Here is an 18,489-nt window from a genome sequence, read left to right as displayed (position 1 = left end):
ATCAATCTATTCCAAACTTCTTGCACTGCTCATCGACCATTCGCTGGATTTCTATTATTTCCTTATCGCTCAGATGTCTGAACCTTCCCTGTGCCATTAGATAATCTCTCACAGGAATACGTTTAGGCGGTTTGAATGTCACATTCACTTTTCCTTTTTCGATTTCGTAAAGAATCCAAACTCCGCTCAAAACCGCCATTTTGCAAACCTCCACGCTCTTGTTCTCAGGAATTCTCCAGCCTGGAACACAACTCGCGTGGATATGTATGTAAGAGGTTCCCTCAATTCCCATGGCCTTTCTCACTTTCTTTATCAGATCTAGAGGATAGGCAATCGAAGCCGTCGCAACATATGGGATACCGTGAGCGGCCATGATCGCTGGCATATCCTTCTTCGGTCTGTCTTCCCCTCTGATAACCTTTCCAACCGGCGTTGTTGTCGTCCAAGCCCCAAAAGGCGTACACCCGCTCCTTTGTATCCCCGTGTTCTCATAGGCCTCGTTGTCATAACATATGTAGATAATATTCTCGTTTCTCTCCGCCGCTCCGGAGAGGGCTTGAATACCTATATCTGCCGTTCCCCCATCTCCCGCAATCGCCACAACCTTCACGTCCGTTCTCCCCCTCACCTTTAACGCCCTCGCTATTCCGGAAGCAACAGCCGCAGCATTCTCAAAAGCAACGTGTATCCAAGGGACCTTCCAAGATGTTTCCGGATATGGAGAAGTTACAACCTCCATACAGCCGGTGGAGGCAACAACTATGGTGTTCTTTCCTAGAGCTTTCATGGCATGCCTGAGGGCAAGAATGCTTCCGCAGCCGGCGCAGGCCCTGTGGCCTCTCGCTATCAGCTCTTCCTCAGGAAACGCCTTCATATTTCCTCCCCCTCCAAAAGCTCCTTCCTCAGACCTAGCCAGACAGTTTCTTTCACAGACTTTCTTTTTGACGCGACATCCTCGATCATATCAAAAACTTTGACAATATCTTCGGAAGTCACATCCCTATTTGCCAGACCACAGATGACATTGACCGCAGGTAACCTTACCTCATTCAAAGAAAGAGAAGCCAAAACATCTAGGAAGAGAGCTCCGAAACTTCCAAGGGAAATGTCTTTCTCCATCACACCGATCGCTTTAACGTTTGAAAGTGCCTCCGCTAGCTCGTCTGATGGAAATGGTCTAAACGATCTGAGCTTCAGGACACCGACTTTTTTACCCTTCTTTCTCAAATCATCAACCACATCTTTAACCGCTCCAGCAAGTGACCCCATCGTGACAATAACAAAATCCGCATCATCACACCGGTAAGCCTCCAAAAGTCCATATCTTCTCCCAAATCTCCGTCCGAAATCCTCTCCAACATCTGTAATCACTTTTTTTGAACTTAAGAGGGCTTGATCTAACATGTACCTAAACTCCATGTAGTACGGAGGAGTTCCCACGGCTCCCAAGGTGACTGGCTTCCCGGGATCTAGCATAAACGGATAAGAATATGGTGGAAGAAAATCGTCGACCTCCTTCTGCTCTGGGATGTCTACTGGTTCCACCGTATGGGAAAGAATGTAACCATCATAACAGACCATCACGGGGAGAAGAGTTTGCTCGGCTATCTTGAAAGCCTGAATAACAGAGTCGAGAATCTCCTGATTGTTCTCGCAGTAGAGCTGTATCCATCCCGAATCTCTAACCGCCATTGTATCCTGCCAATCACACCAAATGCTAAGCGGAGCGGAAAGAGATCTGTTTGCGTTCGCCATCACTATTGGGAGGCGCAGACCTGAGGCGACAAATAGCATCTCGCTCATGAGCATTAACCCTTGAGAAGACGTTGCAGTGAAGGTCCTAGCCCCAGCCGCGGCAGCGCCAATGCAAGCGCTCATCGCACTGTGCTCAGACTCTACCTTCATGAACTCGGCCTGAAGCTCCCCATTCGCCACATACTCTGAGAGTTTTTCCACAACAACCGTCTGCGGTGTGATCGGGTATGCCGAAATCACCTGCACTCTTGCGAGCTTCGCCCCAAGAGCTGCGGCTTCGTTGCCAGTTAAAACTTCTTTCATTTCTCTTCCTCCACCATTTCAATGGCTTTGAAGGGACACTCGTTTGCGCAAATCCCACAGCCTTTACAATATCTGTAATCTATCTGGTAAGGCTCTTTCGGGGATATAGCCATATCCGGGCAAAACATCCAGCATATCCCACAACGCTTACACTTCTCATCCTTGATAACTGGTCTAAATGACCTCCAGCCTCCTGTTTCATTTTTCTCCGAATTCCCAGGTTCGGTTATGACCGCGCCGGGTTCGAGCTTCAAACAACCTTCACCTCCTCATAGGCAATTCTCAGCGCATTCATATTCCCGACTGCTCCTTTTCCTTCAAAATATTTGTTTACGACTTTGATGAGCGAATCTAGACTGACGACGTTCGTGATTTTTGCAAACGCACCGAGCATTGCCGTGTTCACTATTGGACGCCCAATCGCCTCTATGGCGATTTTAGTTGCGTCAACGATTGCCACGTTCTTTCCAGCGAGCTTTCCCGGAAGACCTTTGGAGTTTATAACTATCCAGCCATTCTCTTTGAGACCCTCACAAACGTCGACCACACCAAGGAGAGACGCGTCTAGAATAACGACGTGATCGGGTGAATAAACTTGGCTGCGTAACCTAATCGGATTTTCCGAGATCCGAGCGAAAGCGCAAACCGGGGCTCCCCTCCGCTCCGCTCCAAATGTCGGGAAAGCCTGACAAAATTTTCCTTCTAAAAATGCGGCTTCGGCGAGAAGCCTAGCGGCCGTTACGGCTCCCTGACCACCGCGTCCATGAAAGGTGACTTCTATCATTCAGTTTTTCTCAATCAGGAAGGTTATTATAACTTTCGAAAACGTTCAGAATCTGATGGCGGGCGACGTTATAGAGATCATAGGACTGCGGCTTCCGGTAATAAAACCAGGTGACGATCTCGTTGAGGAGATTCTTAAAGCTTCTAAAAAATCTGGAGGCATCAGAAATGAAGACATACTCGTCGTGAGTTCTAAGGTCGTTGCGGTGGCAGAAGGGAGGATAATCAGACTCAGAGATGTTCGACCTTCTCCTCGCGCAAAGAGTCTTGCAAAACGAGCTAAAATTTCTGCTCCACTGGCCGAGATGGTGATCAGAGAAGCAGACGAAATCCTCGGAATAGGAGGGGGCGCAGTCCTCACCCTCAAGGGTGGTCTTCTCTGTGCAAACGCCGGGATCGACCTCTCTAACGCTCCGCCGGGCTTTGCCGTCCTTCTCCCCTCCAATCCGAACAAAGCTGCAAACGAAATCATGAAAAAAATAAAAGAACGCTCTGGTAAGAGGGTTGGGGTCGTGATCTCGGACAGCACTGTTAGACCCTTAAGGCTAGGAACGATCGGACAGGCAATCGGTTATGCGGGTTTTGAACCGGTTATCGACTGCAGAGGCTCTCCTGACCTCTTCGGCAGGCCCATGCGAATCACCTTAATTTCTCTAGCCGACCTTCTTGCCTCCGCCGCCGAGCTCATCATGGGGGAAACTTCGGGAAGAAAACCCGTGGTGATAATCAGGGGATTAAAAGTGAAATTCGCCGAAAAACCGAAGTTATCCCCAATCGTCGAAAAGAATAAAGATCTTTACTCCTCAATCTTCAGGTTTTGATTCCGAGTGCCCTGTTTATTGCCTCTCTGTCAAAGCCAACTATTATCTGCCCATCTATGTCGATAACAGGGACTCCCATCTGCCCGGATTTCTCTATCATCTCGATTGCTGCCTCTCTGTCTTCGGCGACATTGACCTCTTCAAACTCAACGCCCAGTTTTTTCAGATAATTTTTTGCCATTTGGCAGTATGGACATGTCGGAGTTGTATAAATTTTCACCCTTGGCTTCATCTGACAAAATTTAATTCATTATTTAAATAAGCTTCTATTTCTGGAGAATTTTCTTTATTTCTTCCTCTGCTCTCTTTCTTGCTTCCTCGCTGGACAGACCTTCTGCCATAAAGTTTGCCGCAATCACTTCCCTGTAAAATTCTAAATTCTCGGCGAGAGATTTCTCATCGATCTTGCCAATTATCAGACCGGCATGCACAACTGCTATCTCTCCTTCCCTAATGTCCTCAACACCAACCAGCACCTGTTTCTTTACACCTCCAAAATCAACATGGGCATAAAGACCCTCGACCTTCACAACCTTAGCGGGAACACCCCAGCACATTTCATTTCCTCCTTTCCCCTTCTCTCGCCCATATCGAACAAGTTCCTTCACTAGAGACCATACAAGGGCCAATCGGGTTGGTTGGAGAGCACTTGGATATGAAGAGCGGACAATCCGATGGCTTCGCCGCGCCTACAATCACATCTGCACATCTGCAGCCCGGAGGCATCTTCTCGACGAGTTCACCGCCCTTGCCAGCCATTTCATACTCGCTGAATTCCTCTCGCAAGACCAAGCCACTTTTAGGGATCTCTCCAAGTCCCCTCCAGCGAGCACCAGATACTTTGAAAACTTTTTCTATTGCTCTCTTCGCTCTGACATTTCCCTCCCAAGTTACAAGTCTCCGATATTCAACCTCGATCCCTGGCTTTTCCTCGCTTATCATCCGAAGAATTCGCTCAACGGCAAGAAGAACATCCACCGGCTCGAAGCCTGCAACAACAACAGGGATCCCGTATTCTTTTGGCAGAAATCCCCACTCGGACGCACCTATCACCGTTGAGACATGGCCGGGGGCAATCACCCCTTTGATCGGAAACAATCCTTTCTTCTCATGAAAATCCACAACATACTTCATGGAGGGCGGGGTCAGGCGACAGGCGGAGAGAAACTTCAGATTTCTCGGAACTTTTCCGCTCTCGAAAAGGATTGCATAGCTAGGAGCAGTTGTCTCGAAACCTATACCGAAGAAAAGACTCTCTCTTCCATGCACTTCCGCGTCCCTCACAGCATCAAGAAAACTGTAAACTACCCTAACGTCTGCTCCGGCTGCTTTCGCCTCCTGGAGACTGAACGGGTTTTTACTCCCTCTCAGCCTGAAGGCATCGCCATACGTATACAAAATAATACCTTCCATTGCTGCTTCGACGGCTAGGTCCACATCGCCGGCTGGCGTTATGCAAACGGGACAACCGGGTCCAGCAACCATCTCAACATTCGGAGGAAGAATCGAGCGAATTCCATAGTGAACGGTCGTCCACTCATGCGTTCCGCAGAAGTTCATTATCTTTATCGTTTCCCCGATTTCTCTGGCATGTCTTTTAATCAGGGAGATCACGTGTTTAGCTAAATCTTCTTTTTCTCGGAAAATCTCCCTCGCCGTCTTTGTGACTTCCCGCATAACACCTTTGCTCCCTTCCAGAGATAATTAAAGTATTCTTCGGCAAAACGCGCTAGGCCGGGCTCGTTCGACCATATCCCTATGACATCGTTTTGCTGTCCAAGAATCAGTAAAACTTCTCTGCCGTCGACAATCACCCCCCCACCGAAAAGCCTTTCCCTCTTTCTGATCTCAACTCCGGGCATCTTCAATCGTGCCCCTCCGGTCGACAGAATTCTGACGTGAACTCCTTTCGCTCCCAATAAAGAGAGAATTGATAGAAATTCCTTTCCACCTTCAGGTAGATATGGAAGCGAAACTAGGACTTCGGCTTCTGCATGCCCTATTATCTCAACAGCTTTACCGACAACAGAGGACAAGCCCCTAATAACCCATACGTCGGGTTTCCTCATTTCCGCTCCACGTTTGTAAAGGGACTCCAGCGAACCTCTTGCCTCCTCCGCCAGCTTTCTCAATCTTTTGCTCTCCTCCGAAAGAAGGATCTCCAAGGCTTCGGCCGGCGGTCTTGCAAGATATCTCACCGGCCGTCCTCCCTGCGCTTCCACCCATCCGCGGTTTTCCAGCTTGGAGAGCACTACGTAAATTTTGGAGTAAGGAACGCCTGAGGCGGAGCTCGCTTCGGCCGCCGTTGCCGGACCCAGTGATAGAAGAGCCGCGTAAACCTTTGCCTCATATTCCGTCACACCAAGATCCCTAAGCACTTCCACCACATCTTTCATACTTTTCATACTCTGATTGGTTTGTTATATCTTAAAAAAGCTCGTTCACGCCTTTGATTTGGACGAAGATGGAAATAAAGAAAACAACATCTGTCTGTCCGGAATGCCTCAAGAGAATACCCGCAACGATCTATGAATCCGACGGAAAAGTCTGGATAAAGAAGTCCTGCCAGGAGCATGGTGAATTCGAGGATCTTTATCTCGGCTCTTATGGGTGGTATAAGAGAGCTGAGCGCTATGCGATCGACGGACGTGGAGTTGAGAACCCGCAGATAACGAAAGAAGCGCCTGTTTGCCCGGAGGACTGCGGTCTCTGCAGACTCCACATGAGCCATACAACCTTAGCCAATGTTGTGCTAACGAACAGATGTGATCTTTCCTGCTGGTATTGTTTCTTCTATGCGCAGCGTCTTGGTTATGTCTACGAGCCGACGATCTCTCAAATCGAGGAAATGTTCAAGATTCTAAAAAGCGAGAAACCGATTGCGTGCAACGCTGTTCAGCTGACTGGAGGAGAGCCCTGTTTACGCAACGATCTCGTCGACATCATAAAGCTGGCAAAATCCTATGGTTTTGACCACGTCCAGCTGAACACGAACGGAATCAGGTTAGCCTTCAATCCTGAGCTTGTTAAGGCTGTTCGGGAAGCCGGTGTTAATACACTCTACTTGAGCTTTGACGGAGTAAGCGAGCGGACGAATCCAAAAAACCACTGGGAATTTCCGCTCGCTCTCGAGAACGCTCGAAGAGTGGGACTTGGGATCGTTCTGGTTCCCACCGTCATCAGGGGTGTAAACGATCATGAGGTCGGAGATATCGTAAAGTATGCTTTCAAGAACATCGACATTATAAGGAGCGTGAACTTCCAACCGGTTTCGCTTGTGGGTAGAATGCCGAGGGATGAAAGAGACAAATACAGAATAACGATTCCGGATGTTATCGAAAGACTTGAAGAGCAGACGGATGGGCAGATAACGATGGAAGATTTTTTCCCTGTTCCGACCGCTCTCATCATAAGCCGGTTTGTTGAAGCCCTGACCGGCAGACCGATGTATGAGTTGAGCTCACACTTCGCCTGCGGAGCCGCCACCTATATCTTCAGAGATAACGGAAAGATGGTTCCCATAACTAGGTTTATAGATGTGGAGGGCTTCCTTGAATATCTCAAGCAGAAAACTGAAGAACTGAAAAGCGGAAAGAGCAAGACTTTAGTCAAGTTACAACTTCTTTTCTCAATCGGGAAATTCATCGACAAAAAGAATAAACCAAAAGATCTCGACATAAACAAAATCCTCTACCAGATTTTCGTCAGACATAATTACGATGCGCTTGGGAAGTTCCATATGAAATCGCTTTTCATTGGGATGATGCACTTCATGGATCTCTACAATTATGACATCGAGAGGGTTAAGAGATGCTGCATCCACTACGTCATGACTGACGACAGAATTGTGCCATTCTGTGCCTTTAACGTGATTCCAGAGTGGTACAGGGATAAAGACATGGAAAGCCAGGGGATTTCAATCGAGGAGTGGGAAAAGAGGACTGGACAAAAACTCTCAGATGGTTTATACAGGCGGGATATCGAAAAGCTCAAACAGACCGAAGCTTACAGAAAGTTTGAGCAGGACGTAAAAGAAATAAGAGCCGGAAGGTACTGAAAGATTGGTTGCCGGGGTGGCGGAGAGGCTAACGCGGCGGACTGCAGATCCGCTTTTCGCCGGTTCAAGTCCGGCCCCCGGCTCCAAATATCGTAATACATCTCTTGGTGGATGGTTTGCTCACAGATTTATATTCTTCACAAAATAACCAAAATTGTGAAAGACCCAAATAAGATTGAATGGATTTTGGAATTACCGATAGATTCTTTACAAATCTACTTTCCTTGCTCTCTCGAATTACAAGAAGAACTAATCACCCATGGGTTTAACGTTCCCGCAGATAAATCAGGAAAGATAAAAACGCCAATACCATTAATTTATTCAAATTTTAGGGGATGGTTAAAAACTCCTGAACCAATAACAAGCGAACGTCTGATTCCTCCCGAATGGTATGGAAAAACTCCCGAAGAGTTGGGTTGGAAACCTGCAATTCATAAAGACAAAAAAGGAGCAAAAGCGTACTGTTTACCGAAAGAAGAAGTTTATGTTAGGATTGGAGCTGACGAGGAAAAAAGAATTTTTTTCTACTTTGATATCCAGAGATATCATCTCGAGAGGACCTCGATTCGTGTGATGGATCCTGCCAAATGGAGAAACTGGGCCATGTTTTACATAAACATCGAAGAACTAAATAAAATCGTTGAAGCACTGACGAGCATTTGCCAAGAGAAGAGACAGTTTTATCCAGTTTCTGAAAATCAACAAGGAGGTAAAGAAAGAACGTATTATGCCTCACCAATAAAGGGGAAAAGCTTGGGTATTCCTGTTGTGGGATATAGTTTATGTCTTGGTTGCTTTGATCTTTCCGCCATATATCTTAGAAATAAAGCTATAGAAAACGGACTAGCACCAAATATCGTTGAAAAACTTCGACTAAGAATCGAGTATCACCCCTCTATAAAAGCTGGTATGAAAATAGGAATTGCAAGAATTGAAGGAAAAGAAAAACAATTGATGTTCAAGTTATGCTCAGAAACTCCAATCAGGATTAAGGGAATTCTTAAAGAAACAATCGAAGGAAAAGCTAGAGGTAAACTGTGCTTCTGTGATCACACGACCAAGCACCAGATGATTAGCGTTTGGGCAGAGGATGTACTCGGCGCTATTGAAACCACTAAACCCTACCTTAATAAGCTTTAGAATTTGCCTCTAAAGCATCGGCTACGGATCGCTGGTTTTTAACTTTGTTCTGTAATTTTTTCCTCAAATGTTTTGCATCTTCTCTTATGATTATTTCAACCGGCTCGCTGTCAACCAATCTTTTCTGTCCTATCCGTAGTTTTTTCTTAATAACATCGAGAAGTTCCAAATCTATTTCATAACCCACAGCCTTTCTGCCCAATTCTAGTGCCACTTTCATCGTGGTTCCAGATCCCAAAAACGGATCCAAAACCTTTTCTCCCTTAAAACTAAAAAGCTTTATGAGACGATACGGAATTTCCTCTGGGAATGCAGCTATTCCTTCTTCTAACCTATTTTTCAAGGGAAGAACATTGGTTATTTCCCAGACAGAAAGATACCATTTTTCATTCTGAAATTCCTGAAGATTTATACGAGAGTCGACCAATTTCTCTTTTTCCACTTTTGAATAATCGTACTCTCCATTTTGAAGGATTATTATTTCCTCATAAATATTGTCGGGATAAAAATACATCGGGTAAGGATGTTGAATCAGGACCCCGCTTCTTCGACTTATACGAATGTATCCTTCTGGTTTCTTCCAAATAATTCTGTCCCGATATAAGAATCCTTCTTCACACATTATTCGAGTTATGTCAGCTGGCACCGGATACAGTTTTCCATCTATCCTAACATCCTGTGTAACGAAGCAAGCTATTCTACCAGGAGCCATGACTCTTTTGAGCTCTTTCGCAACACCTTGTATCATGTCTAAAAACTCATTATAATCTCTGAACAGGCCAGGATAATCAAAAGGTGCGTTAAAATAAGGGGGCGAAGTAACCACTAAATGAATTGAACAATTCGCTAACTCTTTCATGCATCTGCTGTCGCCAAAAATGATTTTATTCTCCGTCATGTGAAAACACCTCTTTATTGTGTTTTTTCACCCTTTCCACAATTAGCTCTACTATTGCTTGATTGATTGTTTTGTCTTTGGTAATAATTTTTTTAAATTCTTTCCAAATCTTGTCGTCTACTTCGATTGTGTATTTTACCATCACTACAATTTACTACAAATTACTATAAAAGAGTATCTTCCAATTCCGCAATAATCGTAGCGTACTGTCTGTTGCTGTTTGCTCCAACTTCTATTAAAAACCATCCATTTTTAGAAAAATCTCCGTTTTCTGAAGTAAAAATCCCTCGAACAAGAAAAATCTCCCACTGGGCTCCCTCTCCAAGTTTCTTTATAAAGAATGGAAGAATTATTCCCTCATCAAGTTGAATTTCTTCGTGATCGTTCGACATACTCACAACATTGTTTGATGAAGGTTATTTAAAATCCAGAACTCAATTTTCGATAACCAGCCACCAAATAATTCCAGTTGAGAAGATTAAATTAGCCTGCGTTTCTTGTGGTAATGTTTTTAACCATAAACCTCGCTGAGAATTTCCCCTGCCGAGGTATAGATCGCGCTCAGCCCGCAGAAAATGCCTTCAATTCCGGCAATCCTTTTCAAAATCTCGCTCCCAGCAAACTCTGCCGCCGCCAAAAGGAAAAACAAGATCGCTAGCGAAAAGAAAATCACCTGAACGCTTTTTCTCATTTTGAGACTTCCGACAGACATTATGAGCGTAAAAATCCCCCACATAATCAGATAGGCTCCAATCGAATGCGAGTTCGCCGCATCAGCCAGCCCCATTTTTGGCAGAATGAGCAACGCCACAAACGAAAGCCAGAAAAGACCATATGAGCAAAAGGCAACAGTTCCGAACGTGTTTCCCTTTCTCGACTCTATCACTCCGGCGATAAGCTGAGCCAGACCACCGTAAAAAATTCCCATTCCCAAAATCATAGACGTGAGGGGAATAAGCCCCACATTATGGAGGTTGAGCAGAACCGTGGTCAGACCAAACCCCATTAAGCCCAACGGTGCCGCGTTCGTTTCGGCCAACTTCTCACCTCTTTCTTCAAAAACAGGCTTGTGGTGTTTTTATAGTTTATCCTTGGTCAATAGATTCCAAAATGCCGTCTGACCGGCTCTAAAATCTCAACAACGGCTTCCGCGACAGCCGACTTCAGATCTGCCGGATGTAATTTTCCTCCAGAATAAAGTTTGCGTAACTCTGAAACATCTTGAATGACGAGTCTCCCCCCGTATTTCTCCGGCCTCTCTATCTCAAGTTTTCCGAGCTCTGCCAAAACTATGTGCTCGGCGTATTCTACCACTGGATTTCCATCCACGATCTTCGGTGGGCAGTATGCTTTCTGTATTTTCCGCCTTATCTCATCCGGTGGATCATCAACAGCCACAAAGTTTTGTTTGCTTGAGGACATTTTGTCCGCGCCATCGAGCCCATGGAGAAGCGGTGTATGGAGGCAGACTGGTTTTTGATATCCGAGATCCGGCAGTTTTTCGCGGGCGATCATGTGAACCTTCCGCTGATCCATTCCTCCGACCGCTACATCTATTTTGAGATGCGCGATATCTAACGCCTGCATGAGAGGATAGAGAACTTGCGCAACGTCTGGATCTTCAAGTTTTCTAGCTATTTCCGTCATCGACCTTCTCGCTCTCAAAAGAGTCGTGCCGGTTGCCATTCTGAGAACGTCGAACATGAATTCCGGCGTGAGTTGGAACTCCGACCCGAGTTTGAACTCTGTTTTATTTGGATTCAAACCGAGAGCGATAAAGCATTCCCTGTTATACTCGGCGATTTTTCTCACTTCCTCCAGCGTTCCTTTGTGGTTGAGATATGCGTGAAGGTCCGCGAGTAAAACCACCACTCTGGCTCCAATCTCTTGCAGATCTCGAAGTTTCTTCACGGTCAACCAATGCCCGAAGTGTATCTTTCCAGATGGCTCATAACCGCAGTATGCCGAGAATCTTCCTCTGGAGATAACTTGACGAAGCTCTCCCTCCGTGACTACTTCCTGCGTTCCCCTTAACGCCAATCTGAGTTTTTCCTCCACAGGTTTTACTCTCCCTCGTCTTTTATTTTTATTCTGATGTATGCCTACTACCCCTCTCTTTCCACTGGAGCAGAAGCCTGACCCAGCTTTCAAACTCTCTCTGCCGCCTGTCTGTTTTGAGCCGGCCAGAAAGGAGCTCCGCGAACCTCAAAAGCTCTTCTTTCCTTCTTATTTCGAGTCTCCTTCCGCCGAGGGTTATTTTCCCCATCCTCAAAAGTCTCTGAACGGTTTCCACTGCGGAAGGGTCACTTAACGTTAGGAAAAATTGTGGTGTCACGTAGATGTATTTCTTTCCATTCTTCGCTATGATGATTGTGTTTTTTGTAAAGCTTCCCGCACACTCTATGAAGCCGATTATCCAGCCCAGATCGAATTCGTTCATTCTAATGTTATGATATTTTATTATCATAAATACTTTGCCAAAAAATAGGATAAATCTCCAGTGGAAATGAAGGGGTCTGGTTCCGAAGATAAAAATCGGTTCGGATTCAAACTCGTGTGGATGGTGGGAATATGTTCCTCTACCCCTCTCTCCAAAAAGAACCGGGCTTCTGACGTACAATTTAAAATCGGGAATCGCATGCGATACTACCTGCGGACGGACGTTCGGAGGGCGCTCGCAAACTACATGAGTCCTTCCGATGGCTTGGTGCGAGAGGGAGCAGTATACAACAGAAGAGTGAAGTCTATCCAGAGATACATCACTGTGGGAGATCAGAGAATTCCCATGAAGATAGACAGCACAGCTCTGGACTTTCTTCTAAAACAGGGAGCGATTGCTTTCTACGGCACATACTGGCGGTACGACGCGCCCGGACTGGAACCTGTCGGGAGAGATCTCGTCTGGGCAGTTCGTGCCGTCAAAGGAGGTATATCTGAAGCCAAAGAGATAACCACAAATGTTCTGGAGGGCTTCAAAGAAATTGGCGTAGACCTCTGGCTGAAATACGATGGAAATCTCGGCTTTGATCTTGTGCTTCCCCTTGAGGGAATTCCGCAGGAAATCTGGATGGGAAATCCGTCCGCTCTCGACGAGCTTCACCAGAAGCTTACGGTGGCTGTGGTGGGCTATCTTCGCGAGCGCCTTCCGGACGCAGAAATCGTTTGGCAGGGATCAAAAGTAAAAATCGTCAGAGAATCGGGCGAAAGCCTCCTCTCCGAGCTGAGGATCAGGCGAGGCCTTCTTTTGGCGCCGATGAGCCTGAACCCCAGCACCGGGCTGGTTTCCCTACCCCTAAATCCAGATGAAGTTAATAGATTCCTGCCAATCGATGCGACAACCGATTTCGTAAAAGCGACAGAATGGAGGATTCCAACTGCTCCTTTCTACGTGCTCCAAAAGCTGTTCGTCAGCAAACATGCACAGGCCGCCAGCTTTTGAGAAGATGTGAGCCGTCACAAGTTGGAGCCTTGAAGGAAAATCCCTCTCTGCAGCTGGCGAATGTCACTCCTTCTTCAACGCAAATTTTCTCCACCCTTTCCATCAAGCTCTTCCTTAACTTTCTCGGCAGATAACGGGCGTTGTGATGTTTCCAGCCGTGTTCGAAGAAGTACGCGTGGAGATTTTTTGCCTCTTCCGGAAAAGCCAGCGAGAATCTGCTCCAACTGTCTGGTCTAGGCTTGAACGTCGAAGAGGTTACATGTTTTGCTCCGGCTTCTACGGCTGCCCAAACGATTTTCTCGATTTCATCATCGTTCAAACCAGGGATGATGGGATCTAATCTCAAAGTGACGGGGATCCCGGCCGCGGAGAGCTTTTGCATGGCTTTTAGTCTACTCTTCGGCGAGGGCGCTCCAGGCTCGAGCTTTTTCGCAACCCTCTCGTCAAGCGTTGTTATCGTGAAGCTAACAACCGAAGGTACCTCTGAAAGGATGTCACAATCTCGAACGACGAGGTCCGACTTCGTTATGATTTGAACGTTCATTCCATGCTTAAGGAGGATCTCTAAGCACTTTCGCGTAAGGAATAACCTTCTCTCTTGGGGAGGATATGGGTCGGAACTGTTCGACATGCTAACAAACATTCTTTTGTCTGCCACTGCGAGATCCTTCTCAAGTCTTTTGATGAGATCTTTTTTCGGTCGACATTTGAACGCATGAGGGATGTATGATGTGATGTAGCAGTAAACGCACCGATGTTCGCATCCGGTATATGGGTTTAGCCCATATTTTGGGGGGCAGGTGCAGAGAGGGTCTCCCCACGGATCAAATTTCTTGAGAACGTCCATACCAAATCGACTCTGCTTCCGATGAAACTCTAAATCAAAGATTTAAATAAGGGGATAACAAAAAAGAAAATTGAATTTTGGTGGTTGGGATGCCAAGATGTTGTCCGAACTGTTATTTGTTTGAGGAATGTGATCAAAAAGGAGAATGCTGCGAGGAATGCGATTTTTTCGAGAATGGAAGGTGCGCTCTGAAGAGCAGGGATATTCTTGACGAGATTTCAGGCAAAGTTAAATAAAAAGCGTTGCAAGGGTTAGCCGGAGAGCGATGATAGTCAGAATGGTCTTGGAGCTTGAGGACGTCCCAGGACAGCTTTTGAGAGCACTCGAGCCGATAGCGAAGTTTGGTGGAAACATCCAGAGCATCATTCACCAAAGAACAAAGAAAACACCAACCGGAAGGGTCCCGGTGATGCTCGTTTTCGAGATAGGAGATAAGGTCAGATTGAATAGGGTCCTGGAAGAGCTCAAATCCAGGAAAATAATGGTGAGAGAGGTTGGAGAAAAAGTATACACACTTAGGTCTACGGTCGTTCTGATTGGGCACGTCGTCCACGCGGACATAAGATTGCTGATAGATAGGTTAAACAGGATATCGGGATTGAGCGTCTCCGACCTCAGCCTTCTGATGGGCGAGTTTGGTAAAGAATCTTCAGCCAGAATAACGGTTGCAGCAGAAGATCTCGAAAGCCTGCAGAGGGCTCTTGTGGAGCTCGAAGACTTCTGCAGAAAGAAAGATCTTCTTCTGATAAAATCGGTGGAGGGCGCAGGATGAGGATAGTACTCATAGGTTTTGGGAATTTGGGCAGGGCGCTCGTTCAGGTTTTCGCTGAGAAAGCAGAAATCCTGCGTGAGCATGAAGGATTTGCTCCGAAAATCATTGCAGCTGTGGATGACAGCGGGGCAGCCGTCGAGGCAAGAGGATTGGATATGAAGACGCTCGTGAATCTTGCGAAAAGAAGAGAAAAAATCGAGAAGTATCCAGGGGCAAAGGCGGGAAGAAGTGCCTTAGAAGTGATAGAGTCAGTTGATGCCGACTTGGTTGTTGAGTTGACTCCCACAAATATAAAAACTGGAGAGCCCGGGCTGAGTCACATAAGGAAGGCGATGGAAGCCGGAAGACACGTCGTCACGTCAAACAAAGGACCGCTCGTCGTAGCCTTCAAAGAGCTCGACAGTCTAGCCAGAAAAAAAGGCGTCGAGTTTAGATATTCGGCATCGGTTGGTGGGGCAATTCCGGTCATATCTTTGGCTAGACGTCTGATGTCTTCAAACGAGATTCTGGAGATCAGGGGAATACTCAATGGAACGACAAACTACATACTCACGAGAATGGAGGAGGAGAACGTTCCGCTCGAAATGGTGGTTAGAGAAGCCCAAGAACTAGGAATTGCGGAAAAGGATCCAAGCCTGGACATCGACGGGATAGACACTGCAGCCAAGCTGTTGATTCTCCACAATGCGGTTCTTGGTGGTGATTTGAAACTGAGCGATGTTGAAATTACGGGAATCCGTAAGGTGACGCCAGAAGCGATAAGGCTGGCGAAGGAGGCAGGATATGCGTTAAAGCTGGTGGGCGTGGCAAGAAGAGGAGAACTTGAGGTTTCACCGAAACTCGTTCCGCTCGGCCATCCACTTTCAGTAGGCGGAACTCTTAACGCGATCACGTTTAAGCTAGATCTCGCCCGCGAGATATCGATTGCGGGCTTTGGGGCGGGACCGATGGAGACGGTTAGTTCGATACTCGCAGATATCTTGGAAATTCATCGCTCACTCGGATGAGGTTCATTATTTATCCTCCGGACGTTGAAAGGAGAAGGGGAAGCGAATGAGATTGGAGTGTTTCGAGTGTCATGCAAAGTTCGACGTAGACGAGCGGATATACGAATGCCCGAAATGCGGCGGTCTCTTAGAAGTGGAGTTCACAAAAGAAGAGCTGAGGAAAAATCTGAAAAAATATCCAATGAGCGGCGACCTAAGGGTGTGGAGATATAGGGCTTTTCTACCGATAATCGATGACTCGAAGATAGTTTCAATAGGCGAGGGTGGGACACCTCTCATAAAATGTGTGAGGCTCGCCCGAGAGCTCGGCATCGAGGAATTTTATTTGAAGTTTGAGGGAGCGAATCCGACCGGGTCTTTCAAGGATCGAGGGATGACTGTAGGTGTCACGAAGGCTCTTGAGTTCGGAGTGAAGACGGTTGCGTGCGCTTCTACGGGGAACACCTCCGCTTCGCTCGCAGCTTATGCCGCTAGAGCAGGCCTCAAATGTCTAGTTCTCTTACCAAAGGGAAAAGTTGCACTTGGTAAGCTTACGCAGACGCTCGTCCATGGAGCGCAAGTAGTGGCTGTAAGAGGAAATTTTGATGAGGCGCTTGACATTCTCAGACAGCTATGTGCTGAGAGGAAAGATATCTACCTACTCAATTCGATAAATCCGTTTAGGCCGCAGGGGCAGAAAACGATAGGCTTTGAAATAGTTGAACAGCTCAGGATGTCGGTTCCAGATCGCGTTATCGTCCCGATGGGCAACTGTGCAAACATTTGGGCGATTTATAAGGGGTTCGTGGAGTTCAAGATGGCTGGACTTATCAAAAAGATCCCAAAGATGACTGGCATACAGGCGGAAGGGGCAAAGCCGATCGTCGACGCTTTTAAGAAAAATTTGAAGAAATTTGTTCCCGTTAAAAATCCAGAAACGATAGCGACGGCGATAAGAATCGGAAATCCAGTTAATGGTCCCAAGGCATTGCATGCGATAAGGGCATCGGGTGGAACGGCTGAAGCGGTTTCGGATGTAGAGATAGTTGAGGCGCAGAAGATGGTTGCTAGACTGGAAGGAATAGGGATAGAGCCAGCTAGTGCGGCTTCGGTTGCTGGTCTGAAGAAGCTTTTGGAGGCGGAGGAAATAAATAAAGATGAGATGATAGTGTGTGTTGCGACAGGTCACGTCTTGAAGGATCCTGAGGAGGCGATCGAAATATCCGCAAAACCCATGGAGGCGCCGGTGAGCAGAAAAGCGATAGAGGAGCTGATCGGATGAACGGAAGAGAGGCGTACAGGAAAACATTGGAATTTGTGCAAAAGCATCACGAATGGTTAAAGAGGAGCATCCCACTTGTTGCGAGCGAAAATATAACGAGCCCGGCGGTTCGAGAGATGCTCATTTGCGACTTCCAGCACAGGTATGCGGAGGGGTGGCCTGGGGAAAGGGTCTACGCGGGCTGTGTGTTCATAGATAAAGTTGAGCTCATTGCGATAGAACTGGCGAAAGAACTCTTTAGGGCGGAACATGCAAATGTTCAGCCAATATCTGGAGTCACCGCGAATCTTGCGGCATACACCGCGCTAACGGAGCCCGGAGACAAGATGATGTGTTTGTCGATAGCGGATGGCGGCCACATAAGTATGGGGAAAAAACAGTTTGGAGGGACTGCAGGAAGTGTTCACGGTTTGGAGATCGAATATCTTCCGTTCGACGAAAAACGAATGAACATAGATGAGGATGCTGCGGAGGAGAAGATAAAGGAAGCCAAGCCCAAGCTTGTCGTCTTTGGAGGAAGTGTGTTTCTTTTCCCACACCCTGTAAGACGATTGTCGAGGGTTGCCAAGGACGTTGGAGCAAGAGTGATGTATGACGCCGCGCATGTGGCCGGCTTGATCGCAGGCGGCCAGTTCCAAGATCCTCTGCGGGAGGGAGCAGAGGTAATGACCTGTAGCACTCACAAGACCCTTCCTGGACCGCAGCATGGGATGATCCTCTGCACGGCCGAGCTGGCAAATGCTATAAACAGGGCGGTTTTCCCCGGGGTGGTCAGCAATCACCACCTTCACGCAGTAGCGGCGCTCGTCGTTGCACTTGCCGAGATGATGGAATTTGGAAAAGATTATGCTACTCAGATAATCCGAAACGCTCAAACTTTGGCCAAGGCGCTTTATGGAGAAGGGTTTAAGGTGTTATGCCCAGAACTGGGTTTCACAAAATCCCATACAGTGCTTGTGGATGTTTCGGACATCGGAGACGGGGGAACGATAGAGGCCAAACTCGAGAGAGCGAACATAATCCTCAACCGGAATCTTTTACCTTGGGATCCGAGGCACGGTCGACATTATAAGAATCCCGGAGGTATACGGATGGGTACCGCAGAAGTCACTAGGCTCGGCATGAAGGAATCGGAGATGAGAGAAATCGCGAGATTTATAAGGAGAGTTGTCATCGACGGCGAGCCGGAAGAAAAAATCGCCATCGAGGTTGCGGATTTCAGAAAAGACTATCAGAAAGTTCACTATGGATTTGAATCTGCTGTCGAGGCATACGAGTTCATAAGATTCGCTTAACCCATTCTTTCCACTGATTTCCACTGATTCCACTGGAAGAAAGGAGGAGAAAAGTTCTCGACTCTTTCAAATTTTTCTGAAAATTAAAAATCGTTTCTTATAAAAGAATAC

The 18,489-nt window shown here is 46.9% G+C and carries 24 protein-coding genes and 1 tRNA gene; 10 read left to right on the top strand and 15 right to left on the bottom strand.

All coding sequences use genetic code 11. The annotated features are described in order from the left end of the window. Window position 1 precedes the first annotated feature (1 nt). Genes porB through QXF64_03005 form a run of 4 tightly spaced genes read right to left on the bottom strand, consistent with a single transcriptional unit; the run spans window position 2 to window position 2,842 of the window. The gene (gene porB / locus QXF64_03020; protein MEM1689459.1) at window positions 2-874 is read right to left on the bottom strand and encodes a pyruvate synthase subunit PorB; all 873 of its coding nucleotides are present in this window, start codon (window positions 872-874) and stop codon (window positions 2-4) included. Continuing rightward, window positions 871-2,058 carry a pyruvate synthase subunit PorA gene (gene porA / locus QXF64_03015; protein MEM1689458.1) on the bottom strand — a complete coding sequence of 396 codons (1,188 nt, stop codon included), beginning with the start codon at window positions 2,056-2,058 and terminating at the stop codon, window positions 871-873. Before porA ends, porB begins: the two co-directional genes overlap by 4 nt. Then, complete coding sequence (gene porD / locus QXF64_03010; GenBank protein ID MEM1689457.1) at window positions 2,055-2,312, bottom strand: pyruvate synthase subunit PorD; 258 nt, start codon at window positions 2,310-2,312, stop codon at window positions 2,055-2,057. Before porD ends, porA begins: the two co-directional genes overlap by 4 nt. Beyond that, window positions 2,309-2,842 (bottom strand): pyruvate ferredoxin oxidoreductase subunit gamma, encoded by a 534-nt coding sequence (locus QXF64_03005; GenBank protein MEM1689456.1) that lies wholly within the window; start codon window positions 2,840-2,842, stop codon window positions 2,309-2,311. The genes porD and QXF64_03005 overlap by 4 nt, the downstream gene beginning before the upstream one ends. A 55-nt stretch (window positions 2,843-2,897) precedes the next feature. On the opposite strand from QXF64_03005, the gene cofE reads away from it, so the two are divergent. Then, a complete protein-coding gene (cofE, locus tag QXF64_03000) occupies window positions 2,898-3,662 on the top strand; it encodes a coenzyme F420-0:L-glutamate ligase (protein ID MEM1689455.1) in 765 nt (254 codons plus the stop codon). On the opposite strand, the gene QXF64_02995 is transcribed toward cofE, so the two are convergent. From QXF64_02995 to QXF64_02980, 4 genes are read right to left on the bottom strand one after another with little or no spacing between them, the layout of a single operon-like run. Next, window positions 3,652-3,894, bottom strand: a complete 243-nt coding sequence (locus QXF64_02995) for a Uxx-star family glutaredoxin-like (seleno)protein (protein ID MEM1689454.1) — start codon at window positions 3,892-3,894, stop codon at window positions 3,652-3,654. The two genes, cofE and QXF64_02995, sit on opposite strands and share 11 nt — an antisense overlap. Before the next feature lie 34 nt (window positions 3,895-3,928). Further along, complete coding sequence (locus QXF64_02990; protein ID MEM1689453.1) at window positions 3,929-4,219, bottom strand: HypC/HybG/HupF family hydrogenase formation chaperone; 291 nt, start codon at window positions 4,217-4,219, stop codon at window positions 3,929-3,931. A gap of 1 nt (window position 4,220) precedes the next feature. Further along, the gene (hypD, locus tag QXF64_02985; GenBank protein MEM1689452.1) at window positions 4,221-5,339 is read right to left on the bottom strand and encodes a hydrogenase formation protein HypD; all 1,119 of its coding nucleotides are present in this window, start codon (window positions 5,337-5,339) and stop codon (window positions 4,221-4,223) included. Next, entirely contained in the window at window positions 5,285-6,067 is a 783-nt protein-coding gene (locus tag QXF64_02980) for a helix-turn-helix domain-containing protein (GenBank protein MEM1689451.1), read from the bottom strand. Before QXF64_02980 ends, hypD begins: the two co-directional genes overlap by 55 nt. Before the next feature lie 59 nt (window positions 6,068-6,126). On the opposite strand from QXF64_02980, the gene QXF64_02975 reads away from it, so the two are divergent. The 3 genes from QXF64_02975 to QXF64_02965 all read left to right on the top strand — a co-directional run bounded on the left by QXF64_02975 (window position 6,127) and on the right by QXF64_02965 (window position 8,859). Continuing rightward, on the top strand, window positions 6,127-7,719 hold the full coding sequence (locus tag QXF64_02975) for a radical SAM protein (protein MEM1689450.1): 1,593 nt from the start codon (window positions 6,127-6,129) through the stop codon (window positions 7,717-7,719). Between the two features lie 10 nt (window positions 7,720-7,729). Continuing rightward, window positions 7,730-7,805: transfer RNA gene (locus QXF64_02970), tRNA-Cys, on the top strand. Window positions 7,806-7,875: 70 nt separating this feature from the next. Then, window positions 7,876-8,859, top strand: coding sequence for a hypothetical protein (locus tag QXF64_02965; protein MEM1689449.1), 984 nt, complete (start codon window positions 7,876-7,878; stop codon window positions 8,857-8,859). Here QXF64_02965 and QXF64_02960 read toward each other — a convergent pair. The 6 genes from QXF64_02960 to QXF64_02935 all read right to left on the bottom strand — a co-directional run bounded on the left by QXF64_02960 (window position 8,846) and on the right by QXF64_02935 (window position 12,197). After that, window positions 8,846-9,718, bottom strand: a complete 873-nt coding sequence (locus QXF64_02960) for a site-specific DNA-methyltransferase (GenBank protein MEM1689448.1) — start codon at window positions 9,716-9,718, stop codon at window positions 8,846-8,848. The genes QXF64_02965 and QXF64_02960 overlap by 14 nt on opposite strands. Window positions 9,719-9,743: 25 nt before the next feature. Continuing rightward, window positions 9,744-9,899, bottom strand: coding sequence for a hypothetical protein (locus QXF64_02955; GenBank protein ID MEM1689447.1), 156 nt, complete (start codon window positions 9,897-9,899; stop codon window positions 9,744-9,746). Between the two features lie 22 nt (window positions 9,900-9,921). Beyond that, window positions 9,922-10,149 (bottom strand): hypothetical protein, encoded by a 228-nt coding sequence (locus tag QXF64_02950; protein MEM1689446.1) that lies wholly within the window; start codon window positions 10,147-10,149, stop codon window positions 9,922-9,924. A gap of 119 nt (window positions 10,150-10,268) precedes the next feature. Beyond that, window positions 10,269-10,796, bottom strand: coding sequence for an acetate uptake transporter (locus QXF64_02945; protein ID MEM1689445.1), 528 nt, complete (start codon window positions 10,794-10,796; stop codon window positions 10,269-10,271). A 56-nt stretch (window positions 10,797-10,852) separates the two neighbouring features. Next, window positions 10,853-11,815, bottom strand: a complete 963-nt coding sequence (locus QXF64_02940) for a tyrosine--tRNA ligase (GenBank protein MEM1689444.1) — start codon at window positions 11,813-11,815, stop codon at window positions 10,853-10,855. A gap of 28 nt (window positions 11,816-11,843) precedes the next feature. Then, a complete protein-coding gene (locus QXF64_02935) occupies window positions 11,844-12,197 on the bottom strand; it encodes a hypothetical protein (GenBank protein MEM1689443.1) in 354 nt (117 codons plus the stop codon). A gap of 198 nt (window positions 12,198-12,395) precedes the next feature. Here QXF64_02935 and QXF64_02930 point away from each other — a divergent pair, with 198 nt between their 5' ends. Next, entirely contained in the window at window positions 12,396-13,196 is an 801-nt protein-coding gene (locus QXF64_02930; GenBank protein ID MEM1689442.1) for a hypothetical protein, read from the top strand. On the opposite strand, the gene QXF64_02925 is transcribed toward QXF64_02930, so the two are convergent. Then, window positions 13,165-14,043 (bottom strand): radical SAM protein, encoded by an 879-nt coding sequence (locus QXF64_02925; protein ID MEM1689441.1) that lies wholly within the window; start codon window positions 14,041-14,043, stop codon window positions 13,165-13,167. The genes QXF64_02930 and QXF64_02925 overlap by 32 nt on opposite strands. 89 nt (window positions 14,044-14,132) lie before the next feature. Here QXF64_02925 and QXF64_02920 point away from each other — a divergent pair, with 89 nt between their 5' ends. From QXF64_02920 to glyA, 5 genes are read left to right on the top strand one after another with little or no spacing between them, the layout of a single operon-like run. Beyond that, window positions 14,133-14,279: a hypothetical protein gene (locus tag QXF64_02920; GenBank protein ID MEM1689440.1), complete on the top strand. Its 147-nt coding sequence runs from the start codon at window positions 14,133-14,135 to the stop codon at window positions 14,277-14,279. Window positions 14,280-14,308: 29 nt separating this feature from the next. Next, a complete protein-coding gene (locus tag QXF64_02915) occupies window positions 14,309-14,815 on the top strand; it encodes an ACT domain-containing protein (protein MEM1689439.1) in 507 nt (168 codons plus the stop codon). Then, window positions 14,812-15,822 carry a homoserine dehydrogenase gene (locus QXF64_02910; GenBank protein MEM1689438.1) on the top strand — a complete coding sequence of 337 codons (1,011 nt, stop codon included), beginning with the start codon at window positions 14,812-14,814 and terminating at the stop codon, window positions 15,820-15,822. The genes QXF64_02915 and QXF64_02910 overlap by 4 nt, the downstream gene beginning before the upstream one ends. 46 nt (window positions 15,823-15,868) lie before the next feature. Further along, window positions 15,869-17,083 (top strand): threonine synthase, encoded by a 1,215-nt coding sequence (gene thrC / locus QXF64_02905; GenBank protein ID MEM1689437.1) that lies wholly within the window; start codon window positions 15,869-15,871, stop codon window positions 17,081-17,083. Next, on the top strand, window positions 17,080-18,378 hold the full coding sequence (gene glyA, locus QXF64_02900) for a serine hydroxymethyltransferase (GenBank protein ID MEM1689436.1): 1,299 nt from the start codon (window positions 17,080-17,082) through the stop codon (window positions 18,376-18,378). Before thrC ends, glyA begins: the two co-directional genes overlap by 4 nt. Window positions 18,379-18,489 lie beyond the last annotated feature (111 nt).

This window comes from Candidatus Hadarchaeales archaeon (assembly GCA_038823825.1).
In the GTDB taxonomy this organism is placed as follows: domain Archaea; phylum Hadarchaeota; class Hadarchaeia; order Hadarchaeales; family Hadarchaeaceae; genus JAVZGN01.
The sequence above is the reverse complement of the archived record's forward strand: the minus strand, read 5'-3'. Positions and strand labels throughout refer to the sequence as shown.

Coding starts and splice junctions, on each gene's coding strand:
- QXF64_02975 (MEM1689450.1), top strand. CDS start 6,127: ATGGAAATAAAGAAAACAACATCTGTCTGTCCGGAATGCCTCAAGAGA.
- hypD (MEM1689452.1), bottom strand. CDS start 5,339: ATGCGGGAAGTCACAAAGACGGCGAGGGAGATTTTCCGAGAAAAAGAA.
- porA (MEM1689458.1), bottom strand. CDS start 2,058: ATGAAAGAAGTTTTAACTGGCAACGAAGCCGCAGCTCTTGGGGCGAAG.
- QXF64_02910 (MEM1689438.1), top strand. CDS start 14,812: ATGAGGATAGTACTCATAGGTTTTGGGAATTTGGGCAGGGCGCTCGTT.
- QXF64_02960 (MEM1689448.1), bottom strand. CDS start 9,718: ATGAAAGAGTTAGCGAATTGTTCAATTCATTTAGTGGTTACTTCGCCC.
- thrC (MEM1689437.1), top strand. CDS start 15,869: ATGAGATTGGAGTGTTTCGAGTGTCATGCAAAGTTCGACGTAGACGAG.
- cofE (MEM1689455.1), top strand. CDS start 2,898: ATGGCGGGCGACGTTATAGAGATCATAGGACTGCGGCTTCCGGTAATA.
- QXF64_03005 (MEM1689456.1), bottom strand. CDS start 2,842: ATGATAGAAGTCACCTTTCATGGACGCGGTGGTCAGGGAGCCGTAACG.
- QXF64_02925 (MEM1689441.1), bottom strand. CDS start 14,043: ATGGACGTTCTCAAGAAATTTGATCCGTGGGGAGACCCTCTCTGCACC.
- glyA (MEM1689436.1), top strand. CDS start 17,080: ATGAACGGAAGAGAGGCGTACAGGAAAACATTGGAATTTGTGCAAAAG.
- QXF64_02930 (MEM1689442.1), top strand. CDS start 12,396: ATGCGATACTACCTGCGGACGGACGTTCGGAGGGCGCTCGCAAACTAC.
- QXF64_02955 (MEM1689447.1), bottom strand. CDS start 9,899: ATGGTAAAATACACAATCGAAGTAGACGACAAGATTTGGAAAGAATTT.
- porB (MEM1689459.1), bottom strand. CDS start 874: ATGAAGGCGTTTCCTGAGGAAGAGCTGATAGCGAGAGGCCACAGGGCC.
- QXF64_02950 (MEM1689446.1), bottom strand. CDS start 10,149: ATGTCGAACGATCACGAAGAAATTCAACTTGATGAGGGAATAATTCTT.
- QXF64_02990 (MEM1689453.1), bottom strand. CDS start 4,219: ATGTGCTGGGGTGTTCCCGCTAAGGTTGTGAAGGTCGAGGGTCTTTAT.
- QXF64_02935 (MEM1689443.1), bottom strand. CDS start 12,197: ATGAACGAATTCGATCTGGGCTGGATAATCGGCTTCATAGAGTGTGCG.
- QXF64_02915 (MEM1689439.1), top strand. CDS start 14,309: ATGATAGTCAGAATGGTCTTGGAGCTTGAGGACGTCCCAGGACAGCTT.
- QXF64_02980 (MEM1689451.1), bottom strand. CDS start 6,067: ATGAAAAGTATGAAAGATGTGGTGGAAGTGCTTAGGGATCTTGGTGTG.
- QXF64_02920 (MEM1689440.1), top strand. CDS start 14,133: ATGCCAAGATGTTGTCCGAACTGTTATTTGTTTGAGGAATGTGATCAA.
- QXF64_02995 (MEM1689454.1), bottom strand. CDS start 3,894: ATGAAGCCAAGGGTGAAAATTTATACAACTCCGACATGTCCATACTGC.